Here is a 22,300-nt window from a genome sequence, read left to right on the forward strand (position 1 = left end):
AGCCCCGCGCACGCGGGGATGGACCGTCCTTCCGGGAGGCGCGAGCGAGGGTGGCGCGGTGAGCCCCGCGCACGCGGGGATGGACCGGCGACTGGGCACCCAAGCTCGATGTCCCGTTGGTGAGCCCCGCGCACGCGGGGATGGACCGTCGTCCCGGTGGTGGGTCGGTGCGTCCGGGGCGTGAGCCCCGCGCACGCGGGGATGGACCTGAGCCACTGGAGGGGCCAGCCGTAGACCAGCGGTGAGCCCCGCGCACGCGGGGATGGACCCCCCGCTCCCGGCGCCGTTCAGCTCGTCGGGACGTGAGCCCCGCGCACGCGGGGATGGACCGTTGCTGGAGTTCTCTGTGGACGAAGTGGCCGCGTGAGCCCCGCGCACGCGGGGATGGACCGGTCGGAGTGGCCTCCCCGAAGGACCCGGGTGAGTGAGCCCCGCGCACGCGGGGATGGACCGGCAGCGGCCACGACCGAGTTGCCTTCGTCGGTGTGAGCCCCGCGCACGCGGGGATGGACCGGCAGCGGCCACGACCGAGTTGCCTTCGTCGGTGTGAGCCCCGCGCACGCGGGGATGGACCTTCATAGAACGACCCCGGGAACCCGCGTCCCTTGTGAGCCCCGCGCACGCGGGGATGGACCGTGGCACCGGCTGTCGGTCGTCGGCAACGGTGAGTGAGCCCCGCGCACGCGGGGATGGACCGGAGTTCCCATGACCTACGCCGCCACCCGCGTGGTGAGCCCCGCGCACGCGGGGATGGACCCCGCTCACCGCCCAGGCCCTCGGCCGCGAACTGTGAGCCCCGCGCACGCGGGGATGGACCGGCGACGGCCTCCGCCCGGCCGCGCCGGTCGAAGTGAGCCCCGCGCACGCGGGGATGGACCGTTCGCGCTCGACCTCGTCAAGGCGGCCGAACCGTGAGCCCCGCGCACGCGGGGATGGACCGTACCCGCCGCGTTCGCGGTGGTAGGCCTCGATGTGAGCCCCGCGCACGCGGGGATGGACCCGGCGATCGGCCCCGACGCCTGTCGGCCTTCCTCGGCGTCAGAGGAACACGCCACCGGAAACCTCGAGGCGCTGGGCAGTAGCCCAGCGCAGGCCGTCGGAGGCCAGCGTGGCGATGGCGTCGCCGATCTCTTCGGGTTCGCCGACGCGGCCGAGCGCCGTTTGTTCGGCAAGGCCCTGGCGCATCTGGGCATCGTCGCGCATGGCTCCGCCGTTGAAGTCCGTGGCGGTCGGCCCCGGAGCGATCGAGTTGACCCTGATACCGCGCGTGCCCAGCTCTGCGGCCAACGTGCGGCTCAGGGCCTCGACGGCGGCCTTGGAGGCGGAGTAGACCGAGGTCGCCGGGCTGGTGTGACGAGTCAACGACGACGAGACATTGATGATGCTGGCACCCCGGGCCAGTAGCGGCACGAGTGACTGGATGAGGAAGAACGTGCCCCGGACATTCGTGTCGAACACGGTGTCGAAGTCGTCGAGCGTGACAGCTTCCAGCGGCCCGAAAACGCCCACTCCCGCGTTGTTGACCACGATGTCGAGCTCCGAGGCGCCACCCCAGTGTTCGAGAAGTCCTCCCAGTTCATCAACGAAGGCCGAGAACGAGGAGGCATCGCTGATGTCGAGTCGCAGCACGGCTGAGGCCGCGCCCGCGGCCCGCACCTGCCGTGCCGTCTCCTCTGCGCCGTCCGCGTCACCGCGATGGGTGACGACGACATCCACCCCGCGCGCCGCGAGGGCCAGAGCGGTGCTCCGTCCCAGGCCACGGTTGGCGCCGGTCACCAAAGCGATCCTGTTGTCAGCCATCACATGCTCCTTCACCACAGGGCACCCGGGAGGGGGAGTGCCACAGCCTGAATGCGAGTCGAGTGACTCGCCTTCCTTTCGAACCGTACTCAGGCCAAGAGAGGCGAGTCAAGTGACTCGCCTCGGGTTTGGGGCATACTGCGTACATGGCAGCAGAGCTCTCCGCGCATCACCGCCGACTCGCCCAGCGCAAGCGCGAGTCGATCGTCTCCGCAGCCACGGAGTTGTTCCTGGACCGCGGTTACGACGGCACCTCGCTCGCCCGCATCGCCGAGGCGGCGGCGGTCTCAAAATCCACGCTCTTCAAGCAGTTCCCGACCAAAGCGTCCCTCTTCGAGGCCATCGTCACCGAGTCCTGGCAACGTGACGCCGACGGCGATGTCGCGCGGCCCGAGGCCGGAGACCTAGGCTCCGGACTGCGGTGCATCGGTCACCGCTATGCCGATCTGATCGGCCAGCCCGGCATGACAGCCCTGTTCCGCATCGTCATCGCCGAGCTGCCCCGTTTCCCCGAACTGGGGAGGATGCAGTTCCAGCTCGGCAAGATGCCGTACTTCTCCTCCGTCCAGCACTACCTGGAAGCCGAGCACGAGGCCGGCAACGCCGATGTCCCCGACGCCGTGAGCGCCGCCAACCAGTTCCTCGGCATGATCGCCAACTACGTTCTGTGGCCTCGTATGCTGCTGACCGACTGGAGCCCCACGCCCGCCGACACCAGCTACGCCGTCGAGCAGGCCGTGCAGACCATGCTCGCCCGCCACGCCTCCGACCCGTCGGCCTGATTCGCCCGTCCTCTACGCCGGTGTCCGAGCCGCGGCTTCCAGGGGTCCACGGAGCTGGGCACCTGCAGCGGCGGAGTTCCGGCCGCGATGCGCGGGTGCCCCTTCGCTGTGGGAACGGGGGTTGCGGTTGACGTGACGTCAACGTCTAGCTTCGTTTTGTGGCCGGAGGTACCGGCTGGACGAGGGGAGACGGATGTCGTGGTCGATGGGTGAGGTCTGCCGGTTGAGCGGGGTGACCTCCCGGACACTGCGCCACTACCACCACGTGGGACTACTGATCCCGGAGAGTACCGGGCCGGGCGGGCTGCGCCGTTACGGCGAGCACGAACTGCGCAGGCTCCAACGTGTCCTGGTCATGCGTGAGCTCGGGCTGGGCTTGGCTGACATCCGTCGTGTCCTGGACTCGCAGCAGGACGAGGCGGAGGCGCTCCGGCAGCACCTGTGTGACCTGGAGGCGGAGCGGGACCGTCTCAGCGTCCTCGTCGACACCGTGCGTCGCACGGTGGACACCCTGGAGGGAAGCGACGTGACCAGCAGACCCGAGGAGCTCTTCGACGGCTTCGACACCGCCCACTACTCCGAGCGGGCTCGCGTCGAGTGGCCGCGGCAGTGGGAGCGGGCCCGGGAGGCGATGGCCTCCGTCGACGGTGAGCGGATGCGTGCGGAGGCCGCGGAGGCGATGGGCCGGATGGCCGCCCTCCTGAGGGCGGGCACGCCGGTGGCGGCGCCGTCGGTCCAGGCGGAGATCGAGGTGCACTACCGGCAGGTGTGTGTGATGTGGACCCCCGACGCGGACGCCTTCGCCCACCTGGGGCGGGTCTACGCCGAGGACGGCCCGTGGCGTGAGGTGTACGAGAGCGTCACCCCCGGACTGGCGGACTACCAGCGCGAGGCCATGGAGGTCTTCGCCGAGCAGCTGAGGGAGGGCGCGTGATCCCCGCGCACTGGACGGCTCACCACAGGGAGGAGGACGGCGAGGTCCTGGGCTACCTGAGACCGGAGGGGGGTGGTGCCTACGTGCCGGTGAACCCGTTCGGTCAGCCCCTGGGTCACGCGGCTTCGGAACACGAGGCGCGGGGCGTCCTGGACGACCAAGGCCTGGCCTCCCTGGCCGAGCTCTGGCACATGCCCCTGCCAGGGCGCGCGGAGCCGGTGACGGTGCGGATCGTCGAGGTCACGCCGGAGCACGTGCGGGTGGCCAACGCCGACTACGGGTTCGAGGAAGCCGACATCGGCCACGTGTTCGTCCTGGACGTGCCCGCGCGGCTACAGGACGTCCGGGGAGGTGTCCAGGACCGTGCGGTCACGGGAGGCGACCAGGCGGAACCAGGCCTCGGTCCGGGGTAGTTCGTGGCGGAAGAAGTACGCGGCGGCTGCGCGTTTCCCCTCGTAGAAGTCGCCCTCCTTGCCGTGGGCGGCCGTGAGCTGCTCCAACCACATCCAGGCCACCACGACGTGACCGACCGCCTCCAGGTAAGGGGTGGCGTTGGCCAGCGCGGCAGCCGGGTCCCCGTCGGACCAGGCTGCGGCGGTGGCCTCGGTCATCCGGTCCAGAGCGGCGGAGAGGAGCCCCGCGTACTCGGTCTCGGTGCTGTCGTCCACGGCGGCGCGGGCCGTCTCCACCAGCAGGGACAGTCGGGCTCCGTGGTCCAGGACCGCCTTGCGGCCCAGCAGGTCCAGCGCCTGGATGCCGTGCGTGCCCTCGTGGATGGCGTTGAGCCGGTTGTCCCGGTAGTGCTGTTCCACGTCGTACTCGCGCGTGTAGCCGTACCCACCGTGCACCTGGATGGCCAGGCTGTTGGCCTCCAGGCACCACTGCGAGGGCCAGCTCTTCACGATCGGAGTGAGCACGTCCAGGAGCAGGTGCGCCCGCCGGGCGGCCTCGGGTTCGCCGCTGACCTCCTCGTCGGCGAGCCGGGCGCAGTAGAGGACGAGGGCCAGGGCGCCCTCCACGTAGCTCTTCTGCGCCAGGAGCATCCGGCGCACGTCGGTGTGCTCGATGATGGGCACCTGGGGCTGGGCGGGATCCTTCGCGCCGAGGGGGCGGCCCTGGAGCCGTTCACGGGCGTAGGCGAGTGACTTCAGGTAGCCGGTGTAGCCGACCGCCGTCGCCCCGGCCCCCACGCCGATCCGGGCGTGGTTCATCATGTGGAACATGTACCGCAGCCCCTGGTGGGGCTCGCCCACCAGGAAGCCGATCGCGCCCGGCGCGCCGCCGGGGGTGTGGCGGCCCTCCCCGAAGTTCAGGAGCGCGTTGACGGTGCCCCGATAGCCCATCTTGTGGTTGAGTCCGGCGGTGACGACGTCGTTGCGCTCCCCGTCGGCGAGGTGCTTGGGCACGACGAAGAGCGAGATGCCCCTGACCCCGGGCGGCCCGCCGGGGATCCTGGCCAGGACCAGGTGGACGATGTTCTCGGTCAGTTCGTGGTCGCCGGCGGAGATCCACATCTTGTTGCCGAAGAGCCGGTACGCGTCGCCGTCGGGTTCGGCGCGGGTGGTGAGGTCGGCCAGCGAGCTTCCCGCGTGCGGCTCGGACAGGCACATCGTGCCCGTGTAGCGCCCCTCCACCATGGGTCGGACGAACGCGTCGATCTGCTCGGGGGAGCCGTGGGCCAGCAGCAGGGAGGCGTTGCCCGAAGTGAGGAAGGGGTAGGCGGCCGTGCCCGGGTTGGCGGCCTGGAAGTAGGCGTCGCAGGCGCTGGAGACCACCCGGGGGATCTGACCGCCGCCCACGGAGGCGTCCATCGCCAGGGAGGAGAGCCCGGTCTCGGCGTGCACCCTCAGGGCCCGGCCGACCTCGGGGATGACGTGCACGCGTTCACCGTCGAAACGGGGTTCGTGGGCGTCACTGGTCCTGTTGTGCGGGGCGAAGTGGTCGGTGGCCACGCGTTCGGCCAGGTCGAGCGCGCTGTCGAAGGTCTCCCGCGAGTGGTCGGCGTACCGCGGCCTGCGTGTGAGGGCCTCGGCGTCGAGCCATTCGTAGAGCAGGAACCGGAGGTCGCGCCTGGACAGCAGGGTGGACGTCACGGGTTGCCTCCCAGAGTGATCAACCGACTGGTCGGTATGCTACCGGTTCGGCTTCCCGTCCGGGTGGCCGGGGTCTACGCTGGTGCCACCAACCGGAGTCGAAGCCAGGAACCCGCGCATGCCCGAGAACTCGCCCACCGTGCTGTTGCTGAACGGCCCCAACCTCAACCTGCTGGGCACCCGTGACCCCGAGCAGTACGGAACCACCACCCTCGCGGAGGTCGAGGAGCGGGTGACCGCCCTCGGAAGGGAACTGGGTGTGGAGGTCGTCTGCGCCCAGACCAACAGTGAGGGCGGCATGGTCGACCAGGTCCACGCGGCCCGGCACTACGCCGGTGTGGTGATGAACCCCGGCGCCTACGCCCACTACAGCATCGCCCTGCGCGACGCGGTGGACGCGATCGAGGCGCCCGTGGTCGAGGTGCACATCTCCAACATCTACGCCCGTGAGGAGTTCCGCCACACCTCCGTCACCGCGCCGGTCGCCGCCGGGTACGTGGCGGGGTGCGGGATCCTCGGCTACGAACTCGGCCTGCGCGCGGTGCTGTCCCGCGCGGCGGAACGAGCCGCTCTGGCCTGACCCGTCAGCCCCACAGCAGTGCCTGGCCGGGGACCTGTTCCCCGCCGGAACCCGACCGTCTCGACCTGCACCGCAGGCAGGTCACCGGGCTGGTGGACGGGCGCAGGCGCATGGGGTCGTCGGCGGCGGCGCACACGACCGCCGGGATCTCCACGCCGACCCAGACCCGGGTGGTCAGTTCGTGGACGATGCTGCCGTCGCCGATCCGGGCCGCCCTCGCGTCGGCCAGCTCCGACCGGCGGCGGCGCAGCGTGGCCGCCAGGTGCCGGACCTCGGGGGCGGGATCCTGGCCGGGAGCGGCCTGCGAGGGTGCGGCCTCCGGCGCGGTGGCCTCCGCTGAGTCGGCCTCCGGGGCGGGCGGCACCCGTGGGACGGGGCCGAACCCGGGGAGGGGAACGGAACCCGGGATGGGGACGGAGTCGGAGGCGGGGTGTTCGGTCATGCACCCAGGATGCCCTGCCGGGCCCGGCTCCGCACACGGGCGCGCGGAGCCCGAACCGACTGGTCGGTACGTCGTGGGGTCGAGAGAACGGCACTCAACGGAAGGTCATCAGGTCCGGGCCGCCGTGTTCCAGGTGGGCGTGGTCGTTGAAGGAGAGCAGCCGGGTTCCGCCGCGTCCGTGCACCAGCTTGGTCACCGACCCGTTGACCACCACCCGGTTCATCGCGACGAACACCGGCTCCGGCGCCCGCATCAGGGTCGCGCAGGCGGTGGCGATCACCCCGGCCGAGGTGAACACGAGCGCCGTGCGCCCCCTGGTGAGGGAGGTCGCGAGCTCGTCCAACGCCGCGCGCACCCCGTCGCGGAAGGCTGTCCAGGAACCCTCGCCGGTCGCGTCGGAGGCCGTCCACGCGTGCAGCGAGGCGTCCAGCCGCTCCTGGAGGGTGCCGGTTCCGGTCGTGTGGCGCTCCAACAGGCGCAGGTGGTCGTACTCGTTCCACCGGGGGTCGGCCACGGGTTCCGGACCCGACCCGCCCGCCCCGTCCAGGCCGCGCAGCGCCGCGACGGCGGTCTGCCGCTGGCGGCGCAGGGTCCCGGTCACCACGGGGCCGAGTTCCAGCCCGCGTCGGGCCAGCTCCGCCCCCACCAGCCGGGACTGTTCGTGCCCGGTGGCGCTCAGTTCGTCGTAGTCCGCCGCCTCGGGGGAGGCCTTACCGTGGCGGATCAGGTAGATCGTCGGCATGGCGACACAGTACGGGCGACCCGTCACGTAGGGACACCCCGGGTCCGCTCCGCCGCGAAACACCGGGCCCGGCAACCACACTTCTCGCCTCCCGGCCGGTATCAATGGAACCGGCGGCCCCCCACCCCCGAAGGCCTGTCCCTTCGTCGGTGAGGAGAACATGGGAGAGCTGCCCCTTGAGGGCCACACCCCGCGGAGCCGGATCAGGGCCGTGGCGACGGAGGTCCGGGACCGCCTGTCGGCCAACGCCTCCCTGATCGTGCTCGCGGTCATCGCCGCCACACTGGCCTGGACCATCGCGGGCGGCCTCGTCCAGGACCACCGGCCCTTCTTCGCCCCCATCGCCGCCGTCATCGCGCTCAACGCCTCCGGCGGGGAACGCGGCGCGCAGGCCCTGCGCCTGCTCATGGGCGTGTTCATCGGCATCCTCGCGGGCGAGCTCAGCCTGCTGGTCACCGACCTCAACGAGGTGGCCATGGTGCTGGCCACCGCGTGCGCCATGACGGTGGCCGCCGCGATCAACGCCGAACGGATCATCATCGGCCAGGCCGCAGCCAGCGCCATCCTGACGACGATCTTCGTCGGTGGCGCCAGCCCCGGCATCGACCGGCTCGTGGACGCCCTCATCGGCGCCGGTGTGGCGCTCGCCTTCAGCCAGCTGTTCTTCCCGGCGCGGCTGGTGGCCCTGCTCCGACGGATCGAGGAGGACGCGCTCAACGAGATGGCCAGCATGCTCGCCCTGGTCGGCCGCTCCCTGGAGGACGGGGAGACCTCCAGCGAACAGGTGGTCAACCGGCTCGGAGACCTGAGCCGACCCATGGCCGAGCTCAGCCGGGCACGCGAGAGCAGCAAGTCCACGATCCGGCTCTCCACCATCCGCTGGGGCGACCCGCAGCCCGTCCTGGAGGAGGACGAGGTCATCGAGCGGCTGATCCTCCTCGGCGAGAGCTGTCTGTTCCTGGCCCGGACCACCACCGCCATGGGCGTGGAGGAACAACGCGAGCTGGCACCGATCGTGACCGACATGGCCGACGTGCTCACGATCCTGGCCGACGACCTCAGCAGCCGTGAGGCCCGGGAACGGGCGGTGGAGCGGGCTCTGACGGCCGCGCGCGCCTACGGGACCGGCGCACCCGAGGACGACCCGGTCACCCACGCCACCCACCTGGCCGTGGAGATGGTCGCCGCCGACATCATGGTGTTCGCCGGGATCAGGTTCGAGGAGATCGAGGACGTCCTCCAGGGCGACCTGGAGGATCCCACCGTCCCCCACCCGCCGGGGGAACCCTGGCTGCCGTGGCTGAGCTGGCGTCCCCGGTGGCGCCCCCGCTGGCGGGTCCGGGCCCGTCTCCCGTGGCGCCGCCCCGGGGACCGGTGATCCGTGTTCCGGTGCCGAGGCGGTGCGGGGACGGCGCACGGTGCTCCGTGGCCCCGGCTTCCTGGTTCCGGGGGTACCCCCGGGGCCCCGCACCACGGCCGAGGGCCCCTGAGCACGGAGACTCAGGGGCCCTCGGACACCGGGAGCGGAACGCCCGCCCGGCTCAGCCGACCTGCGAGGACGGCTCGAAACGCACCACCACCGACTTCGACGTGGGCGTGTTGCTGACGTCCGCGGTGGAGTCCAGCGGCACCAGCACGTTGGTCTCCGGGTAGTACGCGGCCGCGCTGCCACGGGCGGTGGGGTAGTGCACCACCCGGAAGTGCGGCGCCCGCCGCTCGCGGCCGTCCGACCACTCACCCACGAGGTCCGTGTAGGCCCCGTCCTCCAGCCCCAGCTCGGCGGCGTCCTCGACGTTGACCAGCACGACCCTCCGACCGTCCGTGATGCCCCGGTACCGGTCGTCCAGGCCGTAGATCGTGGTGTTGTACTGGTCGTGCGAGCGCAGCGTCTGCAACAGCAGCCGTCCCTCGGGGACCTCCGGCGCGTAGGTGCCGTTCACCGTGAAGTTGGCCAGACCGGTCGCGGTCGGGAACTTCCGGTCGTCACGGGGGGCGTGCGGCAGGGCGAACCCCTCACGCTTCCGCGCCCGTGTGTTGAAGTCCTCGAAGCCCGGCACGACCCGGGACACGTGGTCGCGCACCCGGTCGTAGTCGGCCATCCGGTCCCAGTCCACCGGGTCGTTTCCGAAGACCCTGCGCCCCAGTCCGCGGACGATGTCCACCTCCGAGCGCATCCCCTCGGACAGCGGCGGGAGCACGCCGTGCGAGGCGTGCACGAGACCCATCGAGTCCTCCACCGTCACCCACCGCTGCTCACCGTCGTGCTGGTCGCGGTCGCTGCGGGCCAGGGCGGGCAGGATGAGGGCGCGGGTGCCGGTCACCACGTGCGAACGGTTGAGCTTGGTGGACACGTGCACCGTCAGCCCCACCTGGCGCATCGCGTCCTCGGTCACCTCGGTGTCCGGCGAGGCGGCCACGAAGTTGCCGCCCATGGCGATGAACACGCCCACCTCGCCGCGGGCCATCGCGCGGATCGAGTTCACCACGTCGTGCCCGTGCTCGCGTGGCGGTTCGATCCCGAACTCGGCGCCCAGGGCGTCCAGGAAGGAGTCGGCGGGCCGCTCGAAGATGCCCATCGTGCGGTCGCCCTGCACGTTGGAGTGGCCGCGCACCGGGCACACGCCCGCGCCCGGCCGTCCCACGTTGCCGCGCAGCAGCAGGAAGTTGACCACCTCGCGGATGGTCGGCACCGAGTGCTTGTGCTGGGTCAGCCCCATCGCCCAGCACACCACGATCCGCTCCGAGGCCACCACCATGGCGGTGAGCTCCTCGATCAGGGAACGGGTGAGCCCGGTGTCGCGCTCGGTGCGCGCCCAGAACTCGTCCTCGGGCTCGGCCAGCAGCGCCTCGGAGAACTCCTCGAACCCATGCGTGAACGAGTTCACGAACCCGTGGTCGAGGACCTTCTCGCCACGCTGGTCGGCCTCCAGCAGCAGCCGGTTCACCGCCGAGAAGAGCGCGAGGTCGCCGCCCACCCTGATCTGCGCGAACAGGTCGGTCAGCTCGGTGCCGCGCCCCAGCAGGCCCCGCGCGTACTGCGGGTTGCGGAACGCCTTCATACCCGCCTCGGGCAGCGGGTTCACCGTGACGATCCGCGTGCCGCGCCGCTTCGCCTTCTCCAGAGCGGACAGCATCCGGGGGTGGTTGGTGCCCGGGTTCTGCCCGGCCACGATGATCAGGTCGGCCTCGTACATGTCCTCCAGGGACACGCTGCCCTTGCCCACGCCCAGCGTCTCGACGAGCGCGGACCCGGACGACTCGTGGCACATGTTCGAGCAGTCGGGCATGTTGTTGGTGCCGAGCTGGCGGGCGAACAGCTGGTAGGCGAAGGCCGCCTCGTTGCTGGTGCGGCCCGAGGTGTAGAACACCGCGCCGTCGGGCGTGTCCAGCCCGCGCAGCTCCTCGGCGATCATGTCCAGGGCGCGGTCCCAGGAGACGGGCTCGTAGTGGGTGGCGCCCTCGGCCAGGTACATGGGCTCGGTCAGGCGGCCCTGCTGCCCCAGCCAGTACCCGGAGCGCTCGAAGAGGTCCGAGACCGGGTGCCGGGCGAAGAAGTCCGGGCCCACGGTCCTGCGGGTGGCCTCCTCCGCGACGGCCTTGGCTCCGTTCTCGCAGAACTCGGCCGTGTGGCGCTTGCCCGGCTCCGGCCAGGCGCAGCCGGGGCAGTCGAAGCCCTTCTTCTGGTTGACCGCGAGCATCGCGGGCAGCCCGCGCAGCACCCCGGCCTGGTCGTTGACGTGGCGCACGCTGTTGAGCACGGCCGGGATGCCCGCCGCGCTCTGCTTGGGAGGCCCGACCTCCGGCGCGTCCTGGGCGGGGTCGGGCATGTCCGAGTCGTGGTGTGTCACAGTTCGAATTCTCTCACCGAGTCGCCCTCTGTCCAGAGGTCCCGAATAGTTAAGTGCTGAATGGGCCGAACATATCAAGGGTTCGGGCGTTGTTGTTGCAGGGGTCCCGGCACATGTATTCTTGCGCGATGTTGCTGAGCCAGCTGAAGTACCTGACCGCGCTGGCCAAGGAACGCCATTTCGCCCGTGCGGCCGAGGCTTGCCACGTGTCCCAGCCCGCCCTGTCCGCCGCGATCCGCAAGCTCGAGGCCGAGTTCCGCGTCCCCATCGTCAGGCGGAGCAACCGGTTCATCGGGTTCACCCACGAGGGGGAGCGGATCGTCGCCTGGGCGCAGCGCGTCCTGGCTGAACATGACATCCTGGTGGAGAACGTCAGGAGCCTGAGGGAGGGGTTGAGCGGTCGTCTGCGGATCGGGGCCATACCCACCACCCTGAGCTCCATCTCGCTCATCACCAGCGCCTTCAGCGAGATGCACCCGCTGGTCACGCTGTCGGTGGTCTCCATGACCTCGAAGGAGATCGAGCGGGCCCTGGCCGACTACCAGATCGACGTCGGCCTGACCTACGTCGACAACGAACCCCTGGAGAACGTGCGCCAGCAGCCCGTCTACCGGGAGCGTTACGCCCTGCTCACCGAGGAGCAGGGGCTGCTCGACGGCCGGGAGACCATCACCTGGGCCGAGGCCGCCGAGGTGCCGCTGTGCCTGCTGTCCCCGGACATGCAGAACCGCCGCATCGTCGACCAGGCGTTCCGTCGGGCGGGGGTCGAGGCGGCACCCCGGGTCGAGACCAACTCGGTGAGCGCGCTGTGCTCGTTCGTCAACGAGACCCGCTGGTCAGCGGTCATGCCACACGCCTGGCTGTCCCTGCACGCGGTGCCCGAGGGGATGCGGGCCATCCCGCTGGTGGAACCCGAGGTCAGCAAGCAGATCGGGCTGGTCGTCGCGGACCGGGACCCCGAACCCGTGCTGGCCCGCGCCCTGCTGGACACCGTCGCCGTCGCCGACCTCCAGGCGCGGTTGGACCTCCATCACCCGGAGGCCCTCGTCCCCGGGATCACGCTCTGATCCCCGCCAGGGGCCCGATCCGGGCCCTTGATAACCAGAACCTATCGTTCGACAATGAACGTGTATTTGATTCTCGTCACACAAGGTGTGACGATGGCGCATGCTTGTGCCGCTTCCCCGTAATAATCGGGAATGCGGAAGCGCATTCCGGTCGGAAAACAATCATGAGGATGAGTAGTGCTGTCGTTTCTCGATCGTGACAAGAGCGTCGCGCCGCCCGGATACAGCCGCTGGTTCATCCCGCCCGCCGCGCTCGCCGTACACCTGTCCATCGGCCAGGTGTACGCCTTCAGCGTCTTCAAGACCCCGCTCGTCGAACGCTTCGACACGACGCTGACGGCGATCGGCGTGGTCTTCAGCATCTCCATCGTGATGCTGGGCCTCTCGGCGGCCTTCGGCGGCAAGTGGGTGGAGCGGAACGGCCCCCGCAAGGCCATGTTCGTGTCCGGACTCTGCTGGGGCACCGGCTTCCTGGTCGGCGCCCTCGGTGTGGCCACCGGCCAGCTCTGGCTGCTCTACCTCGGCTACGGCGTGATCGGCGGGATCGGCCTCGGTATCGGGTACATCTCCCCGGTGTCCACCCTGATCAAGTGGTTCCCGGACCGGCCCGGCATGGCCACCGGCCTGGCGATCATGGGCTTCGGCGGCGGCGCGCTGATCGCCTCGCCCCTGTCCGCCGCGCTCCTCGACCGCTTCGGTGAGACCCCCGCCGACGCGATCGTCCCCGCCTTCCTCATCCTCGGCGCCGTGTACTTCACCGCCATGATGCTCGGCGCGATGACGGTCAAGGTCCCGGCGCCCGGGTGGCGCCCGGACGGATGGCAGCCGCCGACGGACACCGCGGGCACGCCCGCCGTGGACCCCGCCAGCGAGGGCGTCAGCGTGGAGCGGGCCTTCCGTACCCGCCAGTTCTGGCTGCTGTGGATCGTCCTGTTCTGCAACGTCACCGCGGGCATCGGCATCCTCGAACAGGCCGCGCCGATGGTCCAGGACTTCTTCACCGGGGTCGGCCCGGCCGAGGCCGCGGGCTACGTCGGCTTCCTGTCCCTGTGCAACATGCTCGGCCGGTTCGTGTGGTCCTCCACCTCCGACCTCCTCGGCCGCAAGCGCACCTACATCGGCTACCTGGGGCTCGGGAGCCTGCTCTACGTGCTGATCGCCGTGGCCGGGACCAGCTCGGTGGTGCTCTTCGTGGCGGTCACCGGGGTCATCCTGTCCTTCTACGGCGGCGGTTTCGCGACCATCCCGGCCTACCTCAAGGACCTGTTCGGCTCCTTCAACGTCGGAGCCATCCACGGTCGGATCCTCACGGCCTGGTCGTGCGCGGGGATCGCCGGGCCGCTGATCGTCAACGTGATCGCGGACCAGCAGCTGGCGGCGGGCCGTTCCGGAGCCGACCTGTACACCTTCTCGCTGTACCTCATGGTGGGTGTGATGGTGGTCGGGTTCGTGGCCAACGCGCTGGTGCGCCCCCTGCCCAAGGCCGCGCCCGTGGCGGAGCCGAAGGACGCCGACACGTCCCGGGAGCCCGTGTGAGCGCCGGGGCCCACGAGACCGTGGACCACCGAGCAGACCGAGGGACCCCGTCGGGGTCGGTGAAGGAGGATCCGATGGAACAGCGGACACGTGACCAGGCGTCGAAGGGCGCCGCGCTCTTCCTGTGGGCGGTCGTGGTCGTCGCCCTGGGCTACGGCGTGGTGAGCACCGCGATCCAGGCGGCAGCCCTGTTCACCGGGTAGGACGTCGCCCGCCGGTCAGTCGACGCTCCCCGCGAAGGTGACCGGCGGGTACAGCGGGACGAAGTCCTGGTCGTGGAACTCGACCGTGTACTGGATCTGGCGGTCGTCCTCGTCGGCCCAGCAGTCCTCGTCCCAGCTGCCGGACTGGCCGGGCTCCAGGCTCTCCGGCGGGTTCACGCTGTCGCCCAGCACGGGTGAGCCGGACTCGCGGAGCGGGTCGCCCACCGAGCACGACCGGGTCACCAGGCCGCTCGGTACGGTCGCGGAGCCCTCGTTGGTGACCTCCACGGTCCAGGACAGATAGGGCAGGTCGCCCTCCTCGCCGGTGTCCGGGTCGACACCGCCCTCCTCGACACGGCGCTCGAACCCGCTCAGCCCGATGGAGAACCCGTCACCGAAGTCGTGGGTCTGGTCGAGGTCGACGACGACCGGGTCGAACCCGGTCTCGGGCCGCTCCTCGACGTCGTCGGGATGCGTGCTGCGAGGGGCGGGAGGGGCTGGTGGGTCGGGCTCCGCCGAGGTGCCCTGGACCCACCACCCCGCGCCGAACCCGATGATCAGGGCGACCACGGTACTGATCGCGGTCACGATCCAACCGGTTCTGGTCATGTGGGGGCGTCCTTCCCGGGGCGGGCCCTCAGGCCCGGGGCTCAGGGCGACCGTACCGCACACCGTCCCGCCTGGGAGGGCGCACCCGGGGTACGCGGGGGCGGGCGAACGGTGACGCCCCTCGACGTAGCGGGTCGAGACCAGGGAACGACGCGTCCGGGGGTCGGGATTCCTAGCGTGAAGCCATGAACCCAGCGCACAGTCCCGCTTCGCCCCGACGGAGCGGGCCGGGGCTCCCGTTCCCCGTCCTCGTCGCCCTGGCCCTGCTGGCCGCTCCCCGGGTGGTCCTGCACGACCTCGGCGTCATCCGGGAGGGCACCCTCGTCAACGCCCTGTTCGTGTTCGTCCCGCCGCTGGTGTGGATCGCCGTGGTGCTCTGGCGCCGTGTCCCGAACCCGTTCGGGACGCTCCTGACAGTGGGGCTCCTGTACGGGGTGTTCCTGATGCTCGGACACCAGATCCTGTGGACCACGGCCTGGGAGGGTGACCCGCCGACCCTCGGCGGCAATCTCAGTGAGCTCCCGCCCGTGGCCCACGCGCTGATCACGCGCGGCTTCGCGGCGCTGAGCAGTGTCGTCACCGGCATTCTGGTCGGGGCGGTCTGCGGCCTCCTCGCCTGGGCCGCCGACAGGGTGCTCCACCGGGCGGAACGGACCGCCGCCCCCTGAGCCGCGCCGCCCGGTCGTGGGGGCGGTCCTCAGTTGACGGCGACGGGGGCGCCACCGGTGATGCGCAGGAGCTCGGCGTGGTCGGTCGGGAAGACCGTGTGGGGGGTGCCTCCCGCCGCCCACAGTCGCGGGTAGTCCGCCAGAGCCGGGTCCACGACGGTCTCGACCGGCGCGGGGTGCCCGATCGGCGCCACCCCGCCGATGGCCTGGCCGGTAGCCTCCCGGACCTGTTCCGGGGTGGCGCGCCTGATCACCTCCCTGCCCAGGCGCTCGGCCAGCAGGGTGACGTCCACCCTGTGCCGTCCGCTGGTCATCACCAGCAGGGGCGCGCCGTCGGCCATGAACACCAGGCTGTTGGCGATCGCGCCGACCTCGCAGCCCAGGGCCTCGGCCGCCTCGGCGGCGGTCCGGGTGGACGCGGGCAGCGCGCGCACCCGTCCTCCGACTCCCAGCGCGTCGAGAGCCCGCGACACCTCGCGGCTGCGTTCCGGTAGGTCCTGGACCTGGTCCATCTCGATCCCTTCGTCGTCTCCGGCCGCAGGCTATCGGAGCACCGCCGACGGCGGGGACCGAAGCGGATACGCCCGGCCGCCGTCACTCAGCCGACCGGCGGGCCGAACCAGCGGGACAACGCCGCGTCCAGTGTCGGCCGCTCCTGTCCCGCCCACGCCACGTGGCCGTCCGGGCGCAGCAGCACGGCGGGCACGTCCAGCTCCTCACAGGGGTCGACGACGTGGTCGACCCGGTCCGCCCACCCCGTGACCGAGTACCGTCCGGTCCGGTCGAGGAGGAGGCCCCGCCCGCCGCGCAGCAACTCGTAGAGGCGCCCCCGCTCCAGGGTGAGGTCACGGCACGCGCGCCCCACCAGGTCGGGGCCCTCCCCGAAGTCGTAGCGGACCGCGAGCGCCGTGATCCTCTCGGTCAGGTAGCGGTTCACGTCCTCGAAGTCCATCAGCCGGGTCATCAGGCGCCGTACCGCCTGTGGGCCGGGCTCGGTGGACATCAGCTGCATCTGCGCGCGGGTGAGGTCCAGCACGTCGGCGGCCACGGGGCGGCGTTCGGACGCGTAGCTGTCCAGCAGCCCCTCCGGCGCCCGGCCCCGGACCTCGGCGGCCAGCTTCCATCCCAGGTTGAAGGCGTCCTGGACGCCGAGGTTGAGCCCCTGGCCGCCCACGGGCGGGTGGACGTGCGCGGCGTCCCCGGCCAGCAGGGTCCTCCCGACCCGGTACCGGTCGGCCATGCGGGTGGCGTCGCCGAACCGCGACAGCCAGCGGGGGGAGTGCACGCCGAAGTCGGTCCCCGCCACGGCGGTCAGCCGTTCCCGGAACTCCTCCAGCGTCGGGGGGACGGTGCGGTCCTCGGACACCCCTGCGGCGGGCACGATGACGCGGTGGACCGCGCCGTCGATCGGGGCGAGACCGAACCGCTTCTGGGTCCGGCGCACCTCGGTCACCACGGCCGCCACCGTCTCGGGGGAGGCGCTCACCTCCATCTCGCCCAGCAGGGTCTCGGAGGTGGAGGGCTCCCCGGGGAAGTCCACCCCGAGGAGGCGGCGCACGGTGCTGCGGCCCCCGTCGCAGCCGACGAGGTACCGGGCACGGGGTCGGGTGCCGTCCGCCAGAACGACACCCACCCCGTGTTCGTCCTGCTCCAGCCCGACCACCTCGGCGCCCCGCCGTACCCGGGCGCCGAGCTCCACGGCGTGTTCGGTCAGCAGACGGTCGGTGACGGGCTGGGGGATTCCGAGCACGTACGCGTGCGCGGAGTCCAGCCCCTCCGGGGCGGGTGCGGGGATGCCCGCGAAGAACCCGCCGAGGGGGTACCGCGTCCCGTGCTCCAGGAACCGGTCGAGCAGTCCTCGCTGGTCCATGATCTCGATGCTGCGTGCGTGCAGTCCGAGGGAGCGGACCACCCTGGTCGGTTCCTCGTCCCGTTCCAGGACCAGCACCTCCACGCCGTGCAGGCGCAGTTCACCGGCGACCATCATGCCGGTGGGGCCGCCGCCGACCACGATCACGTCCATACGTTCCCCGTTCCCCGTCCCGGGGCGCCCCGTGTGGGCTCCGGTGACGAGGACGATTCTGCGCCCCGGACCGGGGCCCGTGGCAAGCCACCGGGCCCGGCGGTCGGAGGAACCCTCACGGGACTGGTGGGTCAGGGGGTGATCAGGTGGCCGTCGTACCCGGCCGCCACCAGGTACGCGTAGGCCTCACGGACCCGGTCGGGGACCTCCTGCGGGACCGCGAACCCCCGGGCCGGGTACTCCATCACCCGTTGCAGGTCGCCCACCATCGTGTCCATGACGAGGCGGTCGTCGCCCACACTGCCCAGGTACTCGTCGAACCCGGTCCGCGCCGAGGCGCTGACCGTGTCCACCTCGGGCCAGACCCTGCGCGTCGTGGCGTGCGCACGGCGTTCCATGTACGGCTTGCTCACGAGCATCACCGAGCGGACGGTGATCCCCGCGTCCGCGAGCAGGGCGCGCGAGTGGCGGAGGTTCTCACCGGTGTTGGTGGCCCGGGTCTCCATCAGGATCGCGGCGTCCGGGACACCCCGACCGAGGACGTGCTCGCGGTAGTGCACGGCCTCGCCCCGGGGGAACCGCGCGAGCGTGGAGGGGCTGTTGGCTCCGCTGATCACCATGCGGGGGAAGAACCCGCGCCGGTACAGGTCCGCGGCGGTCGTGGCCACCCCGAGGTCGTGGCTGCCCAGGACCACCGCCACGTCGCACCCGCGCGGTTCCTGGTCCAGGCGCTGGTAGTCCCAGACGATCCGGGCCCGTTGGCGGACCTCCTCGGTCAGCTCCGTGTTCGCTCCCACACCGTTCCCTCCGCCGCCGTTCCCTGTCCCTCGCACCCTGGAACGGCGGCGGAGCGGTCAGCAGACGCTGTCGCTCGGCTTGGGCACGCCCAGGCCGAAGAGCGTGCGGGCCCGCAGACCGGCCCAGGTCCCGGCCAGGGCGAAGACCGCCCACAGCCAGCCGTGGAGGCTGCCCGAACCGATCCCGGCGAGGTAGGCGCCGATGTTGCAGCCGCCCGCGAGCCGGGCGCCCACACCCATCAGGATCCCGCCGACCAGACCGGCGGCCACCAGGTTCCAGCTCAGACCGGTGTGCCACTTCCAGGTGCCCGCGGCCCCGGCGGCTACCGCCGCGCCCAGGATGATGCCGATGTTGGTCAGGCTGTTCTTGTCCTGGAGGACCGGACCGGCCAGCTGTTCGGCCTGGCCCGGCTGGGACCAGAACGCCCAGGTCTCGGGCTGGAGCCCGACCAGCTGGAGGGCCTTGGCGCCCCACAGGTTGAAGGCCGAGGTGATGCCCCACGAGCCCCCGGAGACCACGAGCACGCCGGTGCCCAGGACGGCCAGCACCAGGGCTCCGGCCATCAGGGGCCAGCTGCCGCGTACGATCCGCGCCACTCCCTCGGCGGACGGCGGGGCGCCCACGGGCGGGGGGACGCGCCGGTTCTGGACGAGCCGGGTGACGACCACGATGGCGACCAGGGCCGCGATGGTGACGAGCCAGGACCCGCCCCAGCCGACGTGGTCGGAGAGCAGCACCGGCGGGATCGCGGGCAGGTCGGAGACCAGCGGCCAGGCGAGGCTGTAGATCTGCGAACCGACGATGAAGCCGAAGAGTGTGATGAGGATGGCGGACTGGCCGGAGCCGACGGCGAAGAGCGTGCCCGAGGCGCAGGCGCCGCCGAGCTGCATGCCGATCCCGAACAGGAAAGCCCCCGCGAACAGGGCGATGCCGATCGGCCCGGCCGAAGGAGCGGGCTCGTTCCCGAACAGGCCGGTACCCGTGCCGATGACCAGTGCGAACAGGGTCGCGGTCGTGCCGAGCAGGACCGCGTGGGCGCGCAGGCCGGTGCCGTTGCCCACGGCGAGGAACTGCCGCCAGGCGGAGGTGAAGCCGAACCGGGAGTGGAACAGCGTGAAGCCCAGGCCGGTGCCCAGGAGCAGAAGCACGGCGGGCAGGGCGCCGTGTTCGGACCAGACGAACGCGGCCAGGCCGAGGGCGCCGAGCAGCGCGATTCCCAGCGGCCACCAGCGCACGGGTTCGGCCGCGGGAGCCTGCGGCGGCGGGACCGAGAGGGTGGGGTTCCACTTCAGGGCCAGGGCGGGAGAGACGTCCGACCCGGAATTTCCGGTCGGCTTGGTGGGTGTTGCGGTCACAGGGATGTGTCCAAACGTGACGGGGTGGGGCGACACGGGGTCGCGGGAACGCCAGGGGCACACCGGTGCCGCGTCGGAGCGCGGGAGACGGTCGGGTCAGCGCACGCGGAGACGGCACCGGCGGCGACAGAGGCCGTCATCGGTGCTCGTGAGCGACATGGAGATCAGAGCCATGCGCAGAAAACGTGTGGGACCGGACATGGGGGTGATTCTAGGGCATGGCTCCGACCGCACCCGGGGTCGGGGTCGGGGAGGCCCCGGGTGGAGCTGGTGGAACGGGGCTCAGCCGGTCGGAACCAGGGTGATCGTGCCGTTGTCGGTCCGCGCGGTGACCGTGCTCGTGCTGGAGTCGTCGGTGGGGAGCTCGTTGACGACCTCGCCGTTGTCGAAGGTCTCGAAGACCGCGTACGGGCCGCCGGGCAGCGCGACCGTCGCGACGCCGTTGTTGGTGCTCACCTCCACCTCCGTGGGGGCCTCGGAGAAGACGGCGTCGATGCTGCCGTTGTCCGTGGCGGCGCTCACGGAGTCGGAGCCGATCCCGGTGAGGTTCATGTCGCCGTTGTCGGAGGTCAGGGTGAGCGGTCCGGTGACGTCCGAGACCTCGACCGTTCCGTTGGCCGAGGCCAGCTCGATCGGGGCGGTGAAACCGGAGACGTCGACGGCGCCGTTGTCGGTCTCCACCGCCAACGCGGTGTCGGCCGGGACGTACACCCGGTAGCCGACCCGGCAGTCGGAGATGGCACCGCATCTCACCTCCAGGGTGAGCGTGTCACCGACCAGTTCCCAGTCCCCGCCCGCGTCGCCCGAGGCCTCACGGACCACCCGGACCTGGTCGGTGTCGTCGGGGATGATCTCCAGTGCGGCGTTGTCGACCTCGACGATGAGGAGTTCGGGCACGTCCTCGTAGGTCTTCTCCTCCGGCTCGCCGAGCTCGTCGACCTGACCGCACGCGGCGAGCAGCCCCAGGGTCAGGAGCGCTCCACCGGTGGTGAGGGCGACGCGGGTGGTCGGCGGGTTCATGGGGTCTCCTCGTGTCGGGGGCGGGCCGTGAACCCGGCCAGGGCGGTGATCAGGGTGTCCTCGACGGCCCGCGCGTCCACGGCCTCGGGGTCGGCCAGGTGCTCCATGGACAGGCCGTTGGTCAGGCAGTGCAGGGTCAGGGCGACGGTCTCCGGCCCGGCGGTGAACCGGACTCCGTGCCGCTCGGTGAGTTCGGTGACCAGCGCGGTGACGGTCTCGCGCTGGGCGCGGCGGGTCCGGGTGACGGCGGCGGCCGTGGGGCCGTGCCGGGTGGCGTGCGCGGCGAACTCCAGCGCGAGACGACCGCGCTGGGTGTCCTCGGTGACGTGCAGGGCGATCCCGCGGGCGATCGCCACCACCGCGTCCTCGGGGGTGGCGGACCGTTCCAGGGCGGTGGAGGCGAACCGGTGGTCGGCGCGATCGCCGAGCACGGCGGCGAAGAGGTCCTGCTTGCCGCCGAAGTTGGAGTAGACGGCTCCCTTGGTGAACCCCGCGGCGCGTGCCACGTCGTCCAGACGGCTGTCCGCGTAGCCCCGCTCCGCGAACACGCGCGCGGCGGCGGCGAGCAGTCGGCGGCGCACCTCCGCGCGGGGCACGCGGGGCGTGGGTTCCGGTGGGCCGTCCATGCGGTGAACCTAACATGCCGACCGGTACCGGATACCCGTGGGTATCCGGCGGCCGGCCGGCGTCAGGGGAGGGTCACTCCGTGTCGTAGACGCGGACGTAGTCCACGACCATCTCCTGCGGGAGCTGGGTGGTCTCGTCCGGGTAGCCGGGCCACTCGCCGCCCACGGCGACGTTGAGGATCATGAAGAACTCCTGGTCGAACACCCAGTCGCCGCTCACGTCGGCGGGGGTGACGGTGTTGAAGGGAACGTCGTCGACCGACCAGGTGATGGACTCGGGCGTCCAGTCCACCGCGTACACGTGGAAGTCGTCCGGGAACGCACCGCCGTCCGGGTGGTCGTAGGAGGCGCCCACGCCCCCGCCGCCGGAGTAGCCGGGACCGTGCACGGTGCCGTGGACGGTGCCGGGCTCGCTGCCGATGTGCTCCATGATGTCGATCTCGCCCGAGTCCGGCCACGGGGTGTCCGGGAAGTCGGAGCCGAGCATCCAGAAGGCGGGCCAGACGCCCTGGCTGGTCGGCACCTTGATCCTGGCCTCGATGCGGCCGTAGGCGTGCTCGACGTTGTTCTGGGTGGTCAACCGCGCGGAGGTGTAGCCGCCGTCGGCCTCCTGGCGCGCGGTGATGACGAGGTTGCCCTCGCCGTCCAGGGCGGAGTTGTCCCGGCTGGTGGTGTAGTTCTGGAGCTCCTGGTTGCCCCAACCGTGGTCGCCGGTCTCGTGGTTCCAGTTCGCGGGGTCGGGGGCGTCGCCCGCCGCGCCGTCGAACTCGTCGGACCACACCAGCGCGGCCTGTGAGGCGTCGGTGGAGGTCAGTTCGCTGTTGTCGGTCACGTCGCTTCCGGTCCAGGTCAGGGCGGTGGCGGTGAGAGCGAAGGCGGCTCCGAGGCCAACGGTGGTGGTGACGGTGCGGCGCACGGTGCCGCCGCTCCGGGGTGTCGCGGTCGATCGGTGGCCCATGGTGGTCCTCCGGGGGTCGGGGGGCGGGTCCGGGCCTCGGTACGCGCGGGCCAGCGGGTCTCGCGCGGGTCCGAGGGGCCGGCGCACTCTGCTGAACGAGTGTTAAGCGACTGTACGGTCGCGCTCCGTGGTGTCACAAGGGGGTCTCGGGGGGAAATTGGGAACGCTCCCATCTCTGGGGTCTGCGCGACGGAGGTCGGGCGTCGGGCGTCGGGG

At 71.4% G+C, this 22,300-nt stretch carries 22 protein-coding genes and 1 CRISPR repeat array (1 of these 23 running past the window's edge); of the genes, 9 read left to right on the top strand and 13 right to left on the bottom strand.

Features of this window, described 5'->3' with window-relative positions; all coding sequences use genetic code 11:
- Nucleotides 1–1,001: direct repeats of the CRISPR family, unit length 29 nt; unit sequence GTGAGCCCCGCGCACGCGGGGATGGACCG (it extends 674 nt beyond the left edge of the window).
- A gap of 37 nt (nucleotides 1,002–1,038) precedes the next feature.
- The gene (locus ACFW3L_RS13380; RefSeq protein ID WP_378739852.1) at nucleotides 1,039–1,800 is read right to left on the bottom strand and encodes an SDR family NAD(P)-dependent oxidoreductase; all 762 of its coding nucleotides are present in this window, start codon (nucleotides 1,798–1,800) and stop codon (nucleotides 1,039–1,041) included.
- 146 nt (nucleotides 1,801–1,946) lie between these two features.
- On the opposite strand from ACFW3L_RS13380, the gene ACFW3L_RS13385 reads away from it, so the two are divergent.
- The 3 genes from ACFW3L_RS13385 (at nucleotide 1,947) to ACFW3L_RS13395 (ending at nucleotide 3,929) form a co-directional block, all read left to right on the top strand.
- The gene (locus ACFW3L_RS13385) at nucleotides 1,947–2,582 is read left to right on the top strand and encodes a TetR/AcrR family transcriptional regulator (RefSeq protein WP_378739855.1); all 636 of its coding nucleotides are present in this window, start codon (nucleotides 1,947–1,949) and stop codon (nucleotides 2,580–2,582) included.
- Nucleotides 2,583–2,775: 193 nt separating this feature from the next.
- On the top strand, nucleotides 2,776–3,516 hold the full coding sequence (locus tag ACFW3L_RS13390) for a MerR family transcriptional regulator (protein ID WP_378739857.1): 741 nt from the start codon (nucleotides 2,776–2,778) through the stop codon (nucleotides 3,514–3,516).
- Complete coding sequence (locus tag ACFW3L_RS13395; protein ID WP_378739859.1) at nucleotides 3,513–3,929, top strand: hypothetical protein; 417 nt, start codon at nucleotides 3,513–3,515, stop codon at nucleotides 3,927–3,929. The genes ACFW3L_RS13390 and ACFW3L_RS13395 overlap by 4 nt, the downstream gene beginning before the upstream one ends.
- Here the strand turns inward: ACFW3L_RS13395 and ACFW3L_RS13400 are convergent.
- A complete protein-coding gene (locus ACFW3L_RS13400) occupies nucleotides 3,849–5,609 on the bottom strand; it encodes an acyl-CoA dehydrogenase (RefSeq protein WP_378739861.1) in 1,761 nt (586 codons plus the stop codon). The two genes, ACFW3L_RS13395 and ACFW3L_RS13400, sit on opposite strands and share 81 nt — an antisense overlap.
- A gap of 118 nt (nucleotides 5,610–5,727) precedes the next feature.
- Here ACFW3L_RS13400 and aroQ point away from each other — a divergent pair, with 118 nt between their 5' ends.
- Entirely contained in the window at nucleotides 5,728–6,189 is a 462-nt protein-coding gene (gene aroQ, locus ACFW3L_RS13405; RefSeq protein ID WP_378739863.1) for a type II 3-dehydroquinate dehydratase, read from the top strand.
- A gap of 4 nt (nucleotides 6,190–6,193) precedes the next feature.
- Here the strand turns inward: aroQ and ACFW3L_RS13410 are convergent, their stop codons facing one another.
- Both ACFW3L_RS13410 and ACFW3L_RS13415 read right to left on the bottom strand, forming a co-directional pair.
- Nucleotides 6,194–6,631, bottom strand: a complete 438-nt coding sequence (locus ACFW3L_RS13410; protein ID WP_378739865.1) for a hypothetical protein — start codon at nucleotides 6,629–6,631, stop codon at nucleotides 6,194–6,196.
- A gap of 94 nt (nucleotides 6,632–6,725) precedes the next feature.
- Nucleotides 6,726–7,373, bottom strand: coding sequence for a histidine phosphatase family protein (locus ACFW3L_RS13415; RefSeq protein WP_378739868.1), 648 nt, complete (start codon nucleotides 7,371–7,373; stop codon nucleotides 6,726–6,728).
- Nucleotides 7,374–7,533: 160 nt separating this feature from the next.
- Here ACFW3L_RS13415 and ACFW3L_RS13420 point away from each other — a divergent pair, with 160 nt between their 5' ends.
- Nucleotides 7,534–8,751 carry an aromatic acid exporter family protein gene (locus tag ACFW3L_RS13420; RefSeq protein ID WP_378739871.1) on the top strand — a complete coding sequence of 406 codons (1,218 nt, stop codon included), beginning with the start codon at nucleotides 7,534–7,536 and terminating at the stop codon, nucleotides 8,749–8,751.
- A 163-nt stretch (nucleotides 8,752–8,914) separates the two neighbouring features.
- Here the strand turns inward: ACFW3L_RS13420 and ACFW3L_RS13425 are convergent, their stop codons facing one another.
- The gene (locus tag ACFW3L_RS13425; RefSeq protein WP_378740474.1) at nucleotides 8,915–11,200 is read right to left on the bottom strand and encodes an FdhF/YdeP family oxidoreductase; all 2,286 of its coding nucleotides are present in this window, start codon (nucleotides 11,198–11,200) and stop codon (nucleotides 8,915–8,917) included.
- Between the two features lie 149 nt (nucleotides 11,201–11,349).
- On the opposite strand from ACFW3L_RS13425, the gene ACFW3L_RS13430 reads away from it, so the two are divergent.
- From ACFW3L_RS13430 to ACFW3L_RS13440, 3 genes are all read left to right on the top strand, one after another.
- Entirely contained in the window at nucleotides 11,350–12,288 is a 939-nt protein-coding gene (locus tag ACFW3L_RS13430; protein WP_378739874.1) for a LysR substrate-binding domain-containing protein, read from the top strand.
- Nucleotides 12,289–12,465: 177 nt separating this feature from the next.
- Nucleotides 12,466–13,824, top strand: a complete 1,359-nt coding sequence (locus ACFW3L_RS13435) for an OFA family MFS transporter (protein WP_378739876.1) — start codon at nucleotides 12,466–12,468, stop codon at nucleotides 13,822–13,824.
- A 74-nt stretch (nucleotides 13,825–13,898) separates the two neighbouring features.
- Nucleotides 13,899–14,027 (top strand): hypothetical protein, encoded by a 129-nt coding sequence (locus ACFW3L_RS13440; RefSeq protein ID WP_378739878.1) that lies wholly within the window; start codon nucleotides 13,899–13,901, stop codon nucleotides 14,025–14,027.
- Nucleotides 14,028–14,042: 15 nt separating this feature from the next.
- On the opposite strand, the gene ACFW3L_RS13445 is transcribed toward ACFW3L_RS13440, so the two are convergent.
- Nucleotides 14,043–14,636, bottom strand: a complete 594-nt coding sequence (locus tag ACFW3L_RS13445; protein WP_378739880.1) for a hypothetical protein — start codon at nucleotides 14,634–14,636, stop codon at nucleotides 14,043–14,045.
- Nucleotides 14,637–14,821: 185 nt separating this feature from the next.
- Between ACFW3L_RS13445 and ACFW3L_RS13450 the strand changes: the two genes are divergently transcribed.
- Complete coding sequence (locus ACFW3L_RS13450; RefSeq protein WP_378739882.1) at nucleotides 14,822–15,304, top strand: hypothetical protein; 483 nt, start codon at nucleotides 14,822–14,824, stop codon at nucleotides 15,302–15,304.
- A gap of 29 nt (nucleotides 15,305–15,333) precedes the next feature.
- Here ACFW3L_RS13450 and ACFW3L_RS13455 read toward each other — a convergent pair whose 3' ends face one another.
- The 7 genes from ACFW3L_RS13455 to ACFW3L_RS13485 all read right to left on the bottom strand — a co-directional run bounded on the left by ACFW3L_RS13455 (nucleotide 15,334) and on the right by ACFW3L_RS13485 (nucleotide 22,084).
- Nucleotides 15,334–15,816: a YbaK/EbsC family protein gene (locus ACFW3L_RS13455; RefSeq protein WP_378739884.1), complete on the bottom strand. Its 483-nt coding sequence runs from the start codon at nucleotides 15,814–15,816 to the stop codon at nucleotides 15,334–15,336.
- Nucleotides 15,817–15,902: 86 nt separating this feature from the next.
- Nucleotides 15,903–17,327: a rifampin monooxygenase gene (gene rox / locus ACFW3L_RS13460; protein ID WP_378739886.1), complete on the bottom strand. Its 1,425-nt coding sequence runs from the start codon at nucleotides 17,325–17,327 to the stop codon at nucleotides 15,903–15,905.
- A gap of 131 nt (nucleotides 17,328–17,458) precedes the next feature.
- Nucleotides 17,459–18,124: a YdcF family protein gene (locus tag ACFW3L_RS13465; RefSeq protein ID WP_378739888.1), complete on the bottom strand. Its 666-nt coding sequence runs from the start codon at nucleotides 18,122–18,124 to the stop codon at nucleotides 17,459–17,461.
- A 57-nt stretch (nucleotides 18,125–18,181) separates the two neighbouring features.
- Complete coding sequence (locus ACFW3L_RS13470) at nucleotides 18,182–19,480, bottom strand: YeeE/YedE family protein (RefSeq protein ID WP_378739890.1); 1,299 nt, start codon at nucleotides 19,478–19,480, stop codon at nucleotides 18,182–18,184.
- 282 nt (nucleotides 19,481–19,762) lie between these two features.
- Nucleotides 19,763–20,500 (bottom strand): DUF4097 family beta strand repeat-containing protein, encoded by a 738-nt coding sequence (locus ACFW3L_RS13475; protein ID WP_378739892.1) that lies wholly within the window; start codon nucleotides 20,498–20,500, stop codon nucleotides 19,763–19,765.
- Nucleotides 20,497–21,126: a TetR/AcrR family transcriptional regulator gene (locus tag ACFW3L_RS13480; protein WP_378739894.1), complete on the bottom strand. Its 630-nt coding sequence runs from the start codon at nucleotides 21,124–21,126 to the stop codon at nucleotides 20,497–20,499. The genes ACFW3L_RS13475 and ACFW3L_RS13480 overlap by 4 nt, the downstream gene beginning before the upstream one ends.
- Before the next feature lie 73 nt (nucleotides 21,127–21,199).
- Nucleotides 21,200–22,084, bottom strand: coding sequence for a family 16 glycosylhydrolase (locus ACFW3L_RS13485; protein ID WP_378739896.1), 885 nt, complete (start codon nucleotides 22,082–22,084; stop codon nucleotides 21,200–21,202).
- Nucleotides 22,085–22,300 lie beyond the last annotated feature (216 nt).

This window comes from Nocardiopsis sp. NPDC058789, from assembly GCF_042745575.1.
Lineage (GTDB): Bacteria > Actinomycetota > Actinomycetes > Streptosporangiales > Streptosporangiaceae > Nocardiopsis > Nocardiopsis eucommiae.

Coding starts and splice junctions, on each gene's coding strand:
- ACFW3L_RS13380 (WP_378739852.1), bottom strand. CDS start 1,800: ATGGCTGACAACAGGATCGCTTTGGTGACCGGCGCCAACCGTGGCCTG.
- ACFW3L_RS13450 (WP_378739882.1), top strand. CDS start 14,822: ATGAACCCAGCGCACAGTCCCGCTTCGCCCCGACGGAGCGGGCCGGGG.
- ACFW3L_RS13390 (WP_378739857.1), top strand. CDS start 2,776: ATGTCGTGGTCGATGGGTGAGGTCTGCCGGTTGAGCGGGGTGACCTCC.
- ACFW3L_RS13420 (WP_378739871.1), top strand. CDS start 7,534: ATGGGAGAGCTGCCCCTTGAGGGCCACACCCCGCGGAGCCGGATCAGG.
- ACFW3L_RS13425 (WP_378740474.1), bottom strand. CDS start 11,200: ATGCCCGACCCCGCCCAGGACGCGCCGGAGGTCGGGCCTCCCAAGCAG.
- ACFW3L_RS13485 (WP_378739896.1), bottom strand. CDS start 22,084: ATGGGCCACCGATCGACCGCGACACCCCGGAGCGGCGGCACCGTGCGC.
- aroQ (WP_378739863.1), top strand. CDS start 5,728: ATGCCCGAGAACTCGCCCACCGTGCTGTTGCTGAACGGCCCCAACCTC.
- ACFW3L_RS13445 (WP_378739880.1), bottom strand. CDS start 14,636: ATGACCAGAACCGGTTGGATCGTGACCGCGATCAGTACCGTGGTCGCC.
- ACFW3L_RS13455 (WP_378739884.1), bottom strand. CDS start 15,816: ATGGACCAGGTCCAGGACCTACCGGAACGCAGCCGCGAGGTGTCGCGG.
- ACFW3L_RS13385 (WP_378739855.1), top strand. CDS start 1,947: ATGGCAGCAGAGCTCTCCGCGCATCACCGCCGACTCGCCCAGCGCAAG.
- rox (WP_378739886.1), bottom strand. CDS start 17,327: ATGGACGTGATCGTGGTCGGCGGCGGCCCCACCGGCATGATGGTCGCC.
- ACFW3L_RS13415 (WP_378739868.1), bottom strand. CDS start 7,373: ATGCCGACGATCTACCTGATCCGCCACGGTAAGGCCTCCCCCGAGGCG.
- ACFW3L_RS13480 (WP_378739894.1), bottom strand. CDS start 21,126: ATGGACGGCCCACCGGAACCCACGCCCCGCGTGCCCCGCGCGGAGGTG.
- ACFW3L_RS13430 (WP_378739874.1), top strand. CDS start 11,350: ATGTTGCTGAGCCAGCTGAAGTACCTGACCGCGCTGGCCAAGGAACGC.
- ACFW3L_RS13440 (WP_378739878.1), top strand. CDS start 13,899: ATGGAACAGCGGACACGTGACCAGGCGTCGAAGGGCGCCGCGCTCTTC.
- ACFW3L_RS13410 (WP_378739865.1), bottom strand. CDS start 6,631: ATGACCGAACACCCCGCCTCCGACTCCGTCCCCATCCCGGGTTCCGTT.
- ACFW3L_RS13475 (WP_378739892.1), bottom strand. CDS start 20,500: ATGAACCCGCCGACCACCCGCGTCGCCCTCACCACCGGTGGAGCGCTC.